10 protein-coding genes are annotated in these 11,840 nt (G+C 62.3%); 3 read left to right on the forward strand and 7 right to left on the reverse strand.

The features are described 5' to 3' along the window. Nucleotides 1-107: 107 nt before the first annotated feature. The gene (locus tag ABWP92_RS04135) at nucleotides 108-1,118 is read right to left on the reverse strand and encodes a DNA-binding protein (protein ID WP_353234088.1); all 1,011 of its coding nucleotides are present in this window, start codon (nucleotides 1,116-1,118) and stop codon (nucleotides 108-110) included. Nucleotides 1,119-1,208: 90 nt separating this feature from the next. Here ABWP92_RS04135 and ABWP92_RS04140 point away from each other — a divergent pair, with 90 nt between their 5' ends. Both ABWP92_RS04140 and ABWP92_RS04145 read left to right on the forward strand, forming a co-directional pair. Continuing rightward, a complete protein-coding gene (locus tag ABWP92_RS04140; RefSeq protein WP_353234089.1) occupies nucleotides 1,209-2,288 on the forward strand; it encodes a site-specific integrase in 1,080 nt (359 codons plus the stop codon). 349 nt (nucleotides 2,289-2,637) lie between these two features. Further along, nucleotides 2,638-3,351: a sulfite exporter TauE/SafE family protein gene (locus tag ABWP92_RS04145; RefSeq protein ID WP_353234090.1), complete on the forward strand. Its 714-nt coding sequence runs from the start codon at nucleotides 2,638-2,640 to the stop codon at nucleotides 3,349-3,351. A gap of 20 nt (nucleotides 3,352-3,371) precedes the next feature. Here ABWP92_RS04145 and bioB read toward each other — a convergent pair whose 3' ends face one another. The 4 genes from bioB to ABWP92_RS04165 all read right to left on the reverse strand — a co-directional run bounded on the left by bioB (nucleotide 3,372) and on the right by ABWP92_RS04165 (nucleotide 6,950). Further along, nucleotides 3,372-4,409, reverse strand: a complete 1,038-nt coding sequence (bioB, locus tag ABWP92_RS04150; protein WP_502907446.1) for a biotin synthase BioB — start codon at nucleotides 4,407-4,409, stop codon at nucleotides 3,372-3,374. 486 nt (nucleotides 4,410-4,895) lie between these two features. Beyond that, on the reverse strand, nucleotides 4,896-5,321 hold the full coding sequence (locus ABWP92_RS04155; RefSeq protein WP_353234091.1) for a PaaI family thioesterase: 426 nt from the start codon (nucleotides 5,319-5,321) through the stop codon (nucleotides 4,896-4,898). Nucleotides 5,322-5,325: 4 nt separating this feature from the next. Continuing rightward, a complete protein-coding gene (locus ABWP92_RS04160; RefSeq protein ID WP_353234092.1) occupies nucleotides 5,326-5,796 on the reverse strand; it encodes a VOC family protein in 471 nt (156 codons plus the stop codon). A 158-nt stretch (nucleotides 5,797-5,954) separates the two neighbouring features. Then, nucleotides 5,955-6,950, reverse strand: a complete 996-nt coding sequence (locus tag ABWP92_RS04165; protein ID WP_353234093.1) for a Bug family tripartite tricarboxylate transporter substrate binding protein — start codon at nucleotides 6,948-6,950, stop codon at nucleotides 5,955-5,957. Nucleotides 6,951-7,147: 197 nt separating this feature from the next. On the opposite strand from ABWP92_RS04165, the gene ABWP92_RS04170 reads away from it, so the two are divergent. Continuing rightward, on the forward strand, nucleotides 7,148-8,050 hold the full coding sequence (locus tag ABWP92_RS04170; RefSeq protein WP_353234094.1) for a LysR family transcriptional regulator: 903 nt from the start codon (nucleotides 7,148-7,150) through the stop codon (nucleotides 8,048-8,050). A 164-nt stretch (nucleotides 8,051-8,214) separates the two neighbouring features. Here ABWP92_RS04170 and ABWP92_RS04175 read toward each other — a convergent pair whose 3' ends face one another. Both ABWP92_RS04175 and ABWP92_RS04180 read right to left on the reverse strand, forming a co-directional pair. Beyond that, nucleotides 8,215-10,263, reverse strand: coding sequence for an acetyl-CoA carboxylase biotin carboxylase subunit (locus ABWP92_RS04175; RefSeq protein WP_353234095.1), 2,049 nt, complete (start codon nucleotides 10,261-10,263; stop codon nucleotides 8,215-8,217). Between the two features lie 36 nt (nucleotides 10,264-10,299). After that, a complete protein-coding gene (locus ABWP92_RS04180) occupies nucleotides 10,300-11,832 on the reverse strand; it encodes an acyl-CoA carboxylase subunit beta (protein WP_353234096.1) in 1,533 nt (510 codons plus the stop codon). Nucleotides 11,833-11,840 lie beyond the last annotated feature (8 nt).

The raw sequence follows: 11,840 nt of genomic DNA on the forward strand, positions 1-11,840 counted from the left end.
GTATAAATACGGTCGAGACAAGCCGCCCTCATTCCCAAGCACTTGCGCGCGCCTCCTTCGCTTCGCGGCAAGTGCTTCGGAATTCCCGGAGGCATTTCCCATTTCCATCATTCATGCCGCTTCAGCCGTGTCCTTCTCGGAATCTCCGGCGCCTTGGCGCGCAGTCGGCTGGCACGGGCCGGGGGTAACGGTTGCGTGATTTCCTGAGGTGGGCTTCTGAACTGCTCAAGCGCCTGCTGTGCGCTGAGCAGGTTCTTGAGGAGTACGGCGTTTTCTTGCTGGAGGATGGTTTGCTTTTCCTCTGACTGCGCCCGGCGCTCCTCGGACTCGGCCAGCCGGCGGGCTGATTGCTGTTCATGCGTGTCGAGCGCCGCCTCCGCGGCTTTCGCGGATTGGCGTGCGCGGTCGATTTCGGCGAGCAGGCGTCGTTCCTGCGCCGTGGAGCGTTGCTCGATCCGCTCCCGTTCCTTGCGGTGTTCTTCGTCCTTGGCTTGCGTGAACTGGCGCATGGCGTCCATGGCGATGCGTTGCTTGGACAGGTCCGAGCGCAGATGTTCGGCTTCGCCCGTCTTGGCCAGCAGCATGTGCCTGAGTTCTTCGAGCTGGCGTTCGAGCTGGGATATTTGCCGGTCCTTGGCCAGCAGCGCTGATTCGAGCGCTGCGGCTCGGTCGGAAAAGCGCTGTTTTTCGGTTTCGAACTCCTCTTTTCCGGCGGCAAGTGTGGCGGCCTCCGCGTCGAGCGCTGATTGGCGAGCCGCATAGGCGGCATGAGCGGCTTCCTCGGCCAGGTGCCGCGCCCGGCCCCACAGCGCCGTGGCTGCCCGCAGCACCTGGCGAGGCAAGCCGCAAGCATCATCATCACCGGCGAGCCCTACCCCCGCGTGATCGGGTGAAACGGACTGACCGCCACCCGCGTTGGGCGTCAAGCGCGCGGCTAGCGTGGCGTACCAGTTGTCGAGCATCGGGCCAACGGTATTGGGGGAACCGCGTCCCAGTTGATGCCGGATGCGCTCGATCGTTGGCCGCTCTCCACGATTCAGAATGACATCGGCGGCAGCCCAGACGTCCTCGATCTGGATGCCTCTAGGGCCTCTCACACTTCTCATTTGCGTTTCCATGCATTCCCCTCTAAATTACCCACGATAAATGAAGATTATCGTATAATTTACACATTACATATAATAAACAATACATGTTATGTAATAAATATGTCAATACAAATCGAAATCCAACCTCTCGGCGCATTGGCGCATTCCACGCCGGCATTGCGTCCGGAGAACTTGTCCGAGATCGCGTCGCAGGCGGTCGATGAGTTGCTGCGCGAGGGTGAATCAGCCAACACTCTGGCGAGCTATCGCGCCGCCTTGCGCTACTGGGCAGCCTGGTTCCAGCTCCGGTATGGCCGACCCATGGCCCTGCCCGTGCCATCCAGCGCGGTAATGCAGTTCATCGTGGACCACGCGCAGAGGACGACGCCCTCCGGGCTGCAGCATGAACTGCCGGGCGCGCTCGACGAAGTGCTGGTGCGGATGAAATTCAAGGGCAAGCGGGGGCCCATGTCGCTGAGCACCCTCTCCCACCGCGTTTCGGTACTGTCCAAGGCGCATCAACTGCGGCAGTTGGAGAATCCTTGCCAGGATGCCAAGGTACGCGAACTGCTGTCGCGCACCCGGCGTGCTTTCGCCAGACGTGGTGAGTTGCCGCAGAAAAAGGATGCGCTCACGCGTGAGCCGCTTTCGGCCATGCTTGATACCTGCGATGACTCGCTGCGCGGTTTGCGAGACCGCGCCCTGCTGCTGTTTGCCTTTGCAACGGGCGGCCGCAGGCGCTCGGAGGTGACCGGCGCGGACATGCGCCATCTGCGCCGCGACGGATCGGAAGGCTACCTATTCACCCTGGCGTTTTCCAAATCCAATCAGGCCGCGGCCGATCGGCCGGAAAACCAGAAACCGATTGCAGGCAAGGCCGCCCAGGCGCTGCGGGCCTGGCTGAGCGCAGCCGCCATCACGCAGGGGCCGGTCTTCAGGCGGGTGCGCAAGAATGGCGCGCTGGGCGGCGCGCTCATTCCGTCCGCAGTGCGCGACATCGTCAAATATCGCGCCCGGCTGGCGGGGCTTCCCGATACGTTTTCAGCGCATTCGCTGCGCTCCGGTTTTGTCACCGAGGCCGCCATCCAGAACGTGCCTCTGGCCGACACCATGGCGATGACGGGCCATCGCAGCGTCGCCAGCGTCGTGGGCTACTACCGCCCGTCCGGCGCGACCAAGGCCGCGAAACTGATGGATTAGCTGAAGGATCCTCTGCACGAATCGATGGTCTAGCAGCTTGCGCGGATCGGGATGGGACACAAGGCGAAACCGCAGCGATAGCCGTAGCGATCGCGAGGATTCTCAAAACGCCGTAGACCGCCCGAGCCCGCGCAAGCACGCGTCGATCTGGTTTGTGCAGACAACCTTGAAGGACTGGTGAAGGCGCATGATTCCGTCAGACGGACACTGCCAAGACCGCGAAGCGGTATGCTTTGAACATGGCACCAAGCGAAGCACCCGGCGGCTGGCAAACACATTCCCATCCCGCATCGGGTGATCACGGGGCGCCCCCGCCGCCATCGGCGCGCATTGCCGACCGCGTTCCGCGATGAGTACGGAGCATATGCTGATTGCCGCGTTGACCGTGGCGTTCTCCGCGTTTGTCCAGGGTGCTAGCGGTTTGGGATTTGCGCTCATCTGCACTCCCGTCCTCATGCTCATCCAGCCCGGACTGCTGCCGGTCTGCGTTCTGGTTCTGATGCTGCCGCTCAATCTATATGTAGCCTGGCGCGAGCGCCATGCCATCAACCTGCGAAGCGCCGGCTGGGTCAGCGTGGGCCGCTTGGTTGGCACGTTCGGCGGACTGGCCCTGCTCGTGATGCTGAGCGCCAAGGCCATGTCCATTTTCGTCGGCGCTTCAACCATCGCGGCCGCCGTCGTGACATGGTTCGTGCCGACCTTCACGCCCGGCATTCTCGCCCTGCTCCTGGCCGGGCTGATCACCGGCGTCACCGAAACCTCCACGGGTATCGGCGGGCCTCCGCTTGCCCTGACGATGCAACATCGGCCAGTCGCGGAAATGCGCGCCACCATTGCCATCTGCTTCATCTTCGGCCAGGTGATCTCGCTGCTCTTTCTCTTCTTCATGGGGAAAATCCAGTCGCCGCATGTGCAGGCGACGCTGGTGCTGCTGCCCGCGCTGTTCATTGGCATGTGGGCCAGCCGCTGGATTCACGCCCGCATCAGCGCCAGGTTCATGCGGATTTTCGTGCAGGTGTTTGCCATCGTTTCCGGACTGGGCCTGTTGCTCAAGGATTTCTGAGCAGCGCCGGTGCGTGCATGTCAGCAGCCCGCTTCCTCGGACTCGATGACGGAACGCGTGGTGCGCAGGCCCAGCTTTTCAAGCAGGCGAGCGTCGTCGGAGGCTTCCGGATTGCCCGTCACCAGCAATTTGTCGCCATAGAAGATCGAGTTGGCGCCCGCCATGAAACACAGTGCCTGGACGGCCTCACCCAATTGCTGGCGCCCGGCCGACAGCCGGACGCGAGCCTTGGGCATGGTGATGCGCGCCACGGCGATGATGCGCACGAAATCCAGCGGATCAACAGGTTCGCTGTCGGCCATCGGCGTGCCGGGCACGCGCACCAGGCTGTTGATGGGAACAGATTCCGGATAGGGCGAGAGATTGGCGAGTTGCGCGATCAGCCCGGCGCGATGGACGGGCGCCTCGCCCATTCCGATGATTCCTCCGCAGCACACGCTGATGCCGGCAGCGCGGACAGCCTGCAGCGTATCGAGCCGATCCTGATACTGGCGCGATGACACCACGTCGTTGTAATACTCCGGCGCGGTATCCAGATTGTGGTTGTAGTAGTCGAGCCCAGCCTCCCTGAGTGATTCAGCCTGGGGCGCGGTGAGCATGCCCAGCGTTGCGCAGGACTGCATTCCAAGGCCCTTCACCGCGCGTATCAGCTCGTTCACCTTCTCTATGTCGCGGTCCTTGGGAGCACGCCAGGCCGCCCCCATGCAAAAGCGCGTGGCGCCCGCATCGCGCGCCGCCCGGGCCGCGGCGGTGACCTCCTCCACGCTCATGAGCTTCTGCGCCTTCACCCCGGTATCGAACTGCGCGGACTGCGGACAGTAGCCGCAGTTCTCCGGACAGCCGCCGGTCTTCACGGACAGCAAGGTGGCAAGCTCGACATCACCCTCGGGCCAATACGTCCTGTGCGTGGATTGAGCCCGCCACAGCAACTCCATGAACGGCAGGTCCAGCAGTTGCTGAATGGCTTCAACGCTCCAGGCTGCGGGCCTATCCTCGGATACCCTGGTTTGTTTGCGGCTGGGGGAAATCCACTGCACGGTGGACTGGCTGATGGTCATGAACAAACTCCTGCTTAGAGCCGCGAACACAACCCTCGATACGTCGTTGCTTCGCCTTGTCGTACGCTTGTACTGCCTGCGGCTTCGCGCCTCGTCTCGATCGCAAACCTTCGGTTTGCTGGGTCGTGTTAGCAGCTCTTAATCACTTCGCGGCGCGTGGGCGCACCTTGCAAAAGAGCGCATTCTGCAGTGGCTCGATACGTGCTGTGAAGCCCTGAACATGCAGAAATCCCGAGCATTTCGAGTGCTCCTTTCATCTGCCATCCTTGCCGTTGATTGACTGCATTTGGCGGCTGGATGGCGCCACTTTGGCAGGACTTACCACCGATGCCCGCAAGTGCGCCCAACTTTTGCACATTGACCGGCTTCTGCACCCATTGCAGCCAGGCTGCCTGCGAAAATTGCGGGCAGAAACGAAAAAGCCACCATTTCAGGTGGCCTTCGTGTTTCCGCGAGAGTCCGGCGTTCCGGGAAAACGCGCTGCGCTCAGCCCTTGTCCGGCGCGGGATACAGGATCATTTGAGTACAGCGGAACATCACCAGCGTTTTCCCCGTGTCGCGGTGTTTGACGACCGCATCCCAGACCTGGGTGGTCCTGCCCATATGCACGGGCGCGGCGCTGCACTCCACCGTGCCCTCGCGCGCGGTGGCCAGGTGGTTGGATTTGAGTTCGATGGTGGTGAAACCCACGCCACCCTTGGGAAGCTGCGAGCGGCAGCCCACTCCGCAGCAGGTGTCCGCCAGCGTCACCAGGCTGCCCGCGTGAAGGTAGCCATTGGGCGCAAGCAGCTTGCCATGCACCGGCATATGCGCCTGGACCCGATCGGGATCCACCTGCGTGAAGTGCATGCCCATCAGTTCAGGCAAGGTTCCGCGCAATGACTCGTTGACTTCATCGACAAGCGTGCTCATCGCATCACCCCAGGGCCTGGATGACGTCCGCCGGCGCCTGCACCAGCTCGATCAGCACGCCCTCGCCCGCGATCGGAAACTCATCATTGCTCTTGGGATGCAGAAAGCAGATGTCATAGCCCGCCGCCCCCTTGCGAATACCGCCTGGCGCAAAGCGCACTCCGTTTGCGCTCAGCCATTCGACCGCCACCGGCAGATCGTCGATCCACAGCCCGATGTGATTGAGCGGCGTGACATGCACGGCGGGTTTCTTCTCGATATCCATCGGCTGCATGATGTCCACCTCGACCTTCATCGCCCCCTTGCCCATCGCAAGAATGTCCTCGTCCACGTTCTCGCGCTCGCTCTGGAACGTGCCGGTTTGCTCCAGTCCGAGCATATCGACCCACAGTCTCTTCATGCGCGACTTGTCGGTTCCCCCGATCGCCACCTGTTGGATGCCTAGAACGCGGAAAGGGCGTTGTGCGTTTGTCACTCTGGAGTACTCCTTATGCTGGTTGATCGTCCGCGGCGGCAGGCATGGCTTGCTGCGCCGCGGCAGCGCAACATTGTGCTCGTTTTTCAGTGGAAACGAGCACGCTGGATTACCCCGGACAAACCGCCATCAACCTTTGGAGGATGGCGGCCGCGCGATCACTCGACATGAGCGCCGGAGTCCTTGACGATCTTGCCGTACCGGTCGATCTCGCTGAGGATGAACTTGCTGAATTCCTGCGGTGTCCCGCCCTCGACGACCGCGCCGAAATCCTGCAGGCGCTGGATCACTTCGGGCTCCTTCAGTATCTTGTTGATGGTCGCGTTCAGCCTGTCCACGACGGGCTGCGGCGTTCCCGCCGGAGCCATGATCCCGTACCACGCGGAGGCGTTGAAGTTCTGAATTCCCAACTCGCCGAATGTCGGAATCTCGGGCAGCGCCGCCAGGCGCCTGGGCGCTGCAACTGCCAGCGCACGCAACGAACCCGCCTTGATGTGCGGCATGGAGCCGGTGTCGATCATCAGGTTCAGGTGCCCGGCGATCAGGTCGGCTGCCGCTGGGCCGGAGCCTTTGTAGGGAACGTGGATCAGCGACAGCCCGGTGGCTTTCATGAACATCGAGCCCGCCAGATGTTGGGATGAGCCGTTGCCAGCGGAGCCGAAGGTCAGCTTGCCCGGAGATTTCTTCGCGCTCTGGATCACGTCGTCCAGCGATTTGAATGGCGAACTTGCCGGCACGACCATGATGTTCGGTACCGTGGCAATGAATGCAACCGGGGCAAAGTCAGTCTTGGGCTTGAACGGCAGTTGCGCGTACAGGTTGGGATTCACCGCATTGGTGCTGCTCGTTCCCATCAGCAGGGTATAGCCATCCGGCTTCTCGCGCACAAAGGTCGCGGTGCCGATATTGCCCCCTGCTCCGGGCTTGTTGTCGACCACGACGGATTGGCCGAGTTCCTGCCCCATGCGCTGGCCAATGAGCCGGGCGATCACGTCCGTCGCGCCACCCGGCGCCCATGGCACGATCAGCTTGATGGGCTTGTCCGGGTAATCCGCTGCCACGGCTGCGGTGGTGAAGTTCAGCGCTGCACCGGCCAGGGCTGCCATGCCCATCAGGTGGACGGCGCGCCGCGTCATCAAATTGGTGTCTTGCATCTTGTAAGCCTTTGGATTCTCTGTGTGTTCTTGAATGGGGCCGGGGACCCGCCGCGCCCGCATGCGCGTGCCGGAGCATGGAGGCGGAATGCCTATGCTCGGAAGCCGAATTGTTGGGCTTGTGATGAATTAAAAAAAGCGATATTTATCTACCAAAATTGATATCATATTTTTATGAAAATACAGGGTTTGACCCGATGTTCACATTCAGGCAGCTTGAAGCCATTTATTGGATAGACCGGGAGGGGAGCTTCGCGGCGGCGGCGGCCCGCCTGCACACTTCTCAGGCGGCGATTTCCAAACGGATCAGAGAACTCGAGAACTGCATCGGCGAAGAACTTTTCGACAGAAGCCAGCGCCAGGCCCGCTTCACGGAAAAAGGCATCCAGTTGCTGCAGGCCGCGCAAACCCTGCTGCGAGACCGTGAAGTGATACTCGAAAGCCTGGCCAACCCTGCCGCGATGATCCGGCGCATCAGGATCGGCATCACCGAACTGGTTTCCATGACCTGGCTGCCGGCCCTGCTGGCTGGCGTGCGGGCACGCTACCCGCACATCACCATCGAACCGGATGTCGATTCCGCATCACGGCTTCTGTCCAAGCTGCAGAGCGATCTGCTGGATCTGGTGATTGCCCCCGACGCCTTCGCGCATGAAGGGCTCGCGGTCAAAAAGCTCAGGCCGGCCGAGTTTGCCTGGATGTGCAAGCCAGGCACGGTGCCTGCGGGACGCGTGTTGTCGGCCTCTGAATTGTCAAGGCACACACTGCTCACGCAAAGCGATCATTCCGCGCTTGGGGTGATCGTCGGCCGCTGGCTGGAGAAGAATCTGGTCACCAAAACCAACCCGCCCGTGCTCACCAACAGCCTGCTGCCGCTCATCGGGCTCACGGCGGCGGGCATGGGGATCAGCTATATGCCCAAGGCATGCCTGACACCGATGATCAAGGCGCAAAAGCTGCAATTGATCCGGACCAGCGAGCCCTTGCCCGCCGTGCAGTACGTGGTGATCTACAAGCCTGGGCGCAAAAGCATTCTCGTGTCCGACATCACCTTGCTGGCCCAGGAGACATGCGATTTCTCGCGCATGTTCACCAGCTAGCGCCACGGATATCTCCGCCCGGGAAACGGCTGGAATCAACGCCCCGGGCCCGCCTCCTGGACGAAGGGCGGAGAAAGCGACGGCCTGGAGCATTCATGCTCCGGCCATGAAAAAAACCGCGCCCGATTTGCGGGCGCGGTTTCTTTCATCCGGGGATCACGGGCTTATTCGAACTCGATGATCACCTGATCCACGGCCAGGGACTCGCCCTTGCCGGCGATCACCTTGCTGACCACGCCGTCCTGCGCGGCAAAGAGGATGTTCTCCATCTTCATGGCCTCGATGACAGCGAGCTTTTCTCCCGACTGCACCTTCTGGCCGGGCTGCACCGCCACATCGACCAGCAGGCCCGGCATGGGCGAGAGCAGGAACTTGGACATGTCCGGCGGCGCCTTGAATGGCATCAGCCTGTAGAGATCCGCGCCCTGCGGCGACAGCACCAGTGCGTCGATCTGCGTGCCGTTGTGGATCACGCGCAGAACCAGCGGATTCTTGGCGGTGCCGCGTTCCACCTGGGCGGTGAACGGCTTGCCATTGCATTCACCCTGCACGCGGATGTCGCCCAGGCCGGAGGTGCCGCTGATGTGGTACGACTTGCCGTTCACGGTGACCGCGCTCGAACGGTTGGCCTGGTCGTAGTCGGTCACCTCGATCGGGAAGTGCCTGTTCTCGCCTGTGGCGCCCAGCACGACCACCGTGAACTTCGCTCCCACCTGCACCTCATGGCCCGTCAACTGGCCGCTGATGCCCGATGCGCGCGCGCGGTAGCGGCGGTTCATGTAGCCGGCCAACGCGACGAGGAAGTCCGGGTCTTCGTGCGGCACGTCTTCGGCATTGAAGCCGTGGGCATAGTTCTCGGCAATGAAGCCGGTGTTGAAGTCCCCCTTCACGAACCTGGGGTGCGCGAGCAGCGCGGCCTGGAACGGAATGTTGGAGCTGATGCCCCGGATCACGAAGCCATTGAGCGCCTCGCGCATGCGGGCGATGGCGTCATTGCGGTCCTTGCCATGCACGATGAGCTTGGCGATCATCGAGTCGTAGTACATCGGGATCTCGCCGCCTTCGTACACGCCGGTGTCGACGCGCACGCCATCCTTGATGCCCGCCTCGGACTGGAACATGTTCTGCTCGGGCGGCTGGAAACGCACCAGACGGCCGGTCGAGGGCAGGAAGTTGCGGAACGGGTCTTCCGCATTGATGCGGCACTCGATCGCCCAGCCCTCGCGCTTCACGTCGGCTTGCGTGATGCCGAGCTTTTCACCAGCCGCCACGCGGATCATCTGCTCGACCAGATCGAGGCCGGTGATGCATTCCGTGACCGGGTGTTCCACCTGCAGGCGCGTATTCATTTCAAGGAAGTAGAAGTCCTGGTCCTTGCCGACCACGAATTCCACCGTGCCCGCGGACTGGTATTTCACGGCCTTGGCCAGCGCCACGGCCTGCTCGCCCATGGCCTTGCGGGTGGCGTCGCTGATGAAGGGCGACGGCGCCTCTTCGATCACCTTCTGGTGGCGGCGCTGGATGGAGCACTCGCGCTCGTTCAGGTAGATCACGTTGCCGTGGGAGTCGCCCAGCACCTGGATTTCGATGTGGCGCGGCTCCTGCACGAACTTCTCGATGAAGATGCGGTCGTCGCCGAAGCTGTTGCGCGCCTCGTTCTGGCAGCTGGCGAAACCTTCGTGCGCTTCCTTGTCGTTGAACGCCACGCGCAGGCCCTTGCCGCCGCCGCCGGCGGAGGCCTTGATCATCACGGGATAACCGATCTTGCGGGCGATTTCCACGGCTTCGTCCGGGCCGCCGATCGCATCGTTGTAGCCGGGGATGGTGTTGACCTTGGCCTCATTGGCCAGCTTCTTGGAGGCGATCTTGTCGCCCATGGCCGCGATCGAGTGCGCCCTGGGGCCGATGAAGGCAATGCCTTCGTCCTCGCAGCGCTTGGCGAAGGCTTCGTTCTCCGAAAGGAAGCCGTAGCCGGGGTGCACCGCCTGCGCGCCGGTCTGCTTGCAGGCTTCGATGATCTTGTCGGCCAGCAGGTAGGACTCGCGGCTGGGCGCCGCGCCGATGCGCACCGCCTCGTCGGCGAGCTTGACATGGCGCGCTTCCTTGTCGGCGTCGGAATAGACGGCGACCGTCTTGATGCCCATCTTGCGGGCCGTTGCAATGACGCGGCAGGCGATTTCGCCGCGGTTCGCGATCAGGATTTTTGTGAACATGAATTGAATCTCCGTGCGTGCTTCTCGTGCTTGTTCTCAGAGCGGGATGTTGCCGTGCTTGCGCCACGGGTTCTCAAGCTGCTTGTTCTTGAGCATCGAGAGCGAGCGGCAGATGCGCTTGCGGGTTTCATGAGGCAGGATCACATCGTCGATGAAGCCGCGCGCGCCGGCGACGAACGGGTTGGCGAAACGCTCCTTGTACTCGGCTTCGCGGGCGGCGAGCTTGACGGGGTCGTTCTTGTCCTCGCGGAAGATGATTTCCACGGCGCCCTTGGCGCCCATCACCGCGATCTCGGCGTTGGGCCAGGCGAGGTTCACGTCGCCGCGCAGATGCTTGGAGGCCATCACGTCATATGCGCCGCCGTAGGCCTTGCGGGTGATGACGGTGATCTTGGGCACGGTGCACTCGGCATAGGCGTACAGCAGCTTCGCGCCGTGCTTGATGATGCCGCCGTATTCCTGCGATGTGCCGGGCATGAAACCGGGAACGTCCACGAACGTGACGACCGGGATGTTGAACGCATCGCAGAAGCGCACGAAGCGCGCTGCCTTGATGGAGCTCTTGATGTCCAGGCAGCCTGCCAGCACCAGCGGCTGATTGGCGACGATGCCGACCGTCTGGCCCTCCATACGTGCGAAGCCGATGATGATGTTCTTGGCGTACTCGGGCTGCAGCTCGAAGAAGTCGCCGTCGTCAACGGTCTTGACGATGAGCTCCTTCATGTCGTAGGGCTTGTTGGGATTTTCCGGCACCAGCGTATCCAGGCTCTTGTCGGCCCGGTCCGCCGGATCGCGGCTGGGGCGCACCGGCGGTTTTTCGCGGTTGTTGAGCGGCAGGTAGTTGTAGAGGCGGCGCAGCATCATCAGCGCCTCGACATCGTTCTCGAAGGCCATGTCGGCCACGCCGCTCTTGCTGGTGTGCGTTACCGCGCCGCCGAGTTCTTCGGCCGTCACTTCTTCGTGGGTGACGGTCTTCACGACTTCGGGGCCGGTCACGAACATGTAGCTCGAATCCTTGACCATGAAGATGAAGTCGGTCATCGCGGGCGAGTACACCGCGCCGCCGGCGCAGGGGCCCATGATCATGGAGATCTGCGGAATCACGCCGGACGCCATCACGTTCTTCTGGAACACGTCGGCATAGCCGCCCAGCGACGCCACGCCTTCCTGGATGCGCGCGCCGCCCGAGTCGTTCAGGCCGATCACCGGAGCGCCGACCTTCATCGCCTGGTCCATGATCTTGCAGATCTTCTCGGCATGCGTCTCGGAGAGCGCGCCGCCGAACACGGTGAAGTCCTGGCTGAACACGAAGACCAGGCGGCCATTGATCATGCCGTAGCCTGTGACGACGCCGTCACCCGGGATCTTGGTGTTCTCCATGCCGAAGTCCGTGCAGCGATGCTCCACGAACATGTCCCATTCCTCGAAGGTGCCGTCATCCAGCAGCAGCTCGATGCGCTCGCGCGCGGTGAGCTTGCCTTTCTTGTGCTGTGAATCGATGCGCTTCTGTCCGCCTCCGAGTCGCGCGAGTTCGCGCTTTTTTTCCAGTTGCTCAAGGATGTCTTGCATGGTCGCTT

Origin of the sequence: Diaphorobacter ruginosibacter (genome assembly GCF_040396215.1) — a bacterium.
GTDB lineage: Bacteria > Pseudomonadota > Gammaproteobacteria > Burkholderiales > Burkholderiaceae_C > Diaphorobacter_A > Diaphorobacter_A ruginosibacter_A.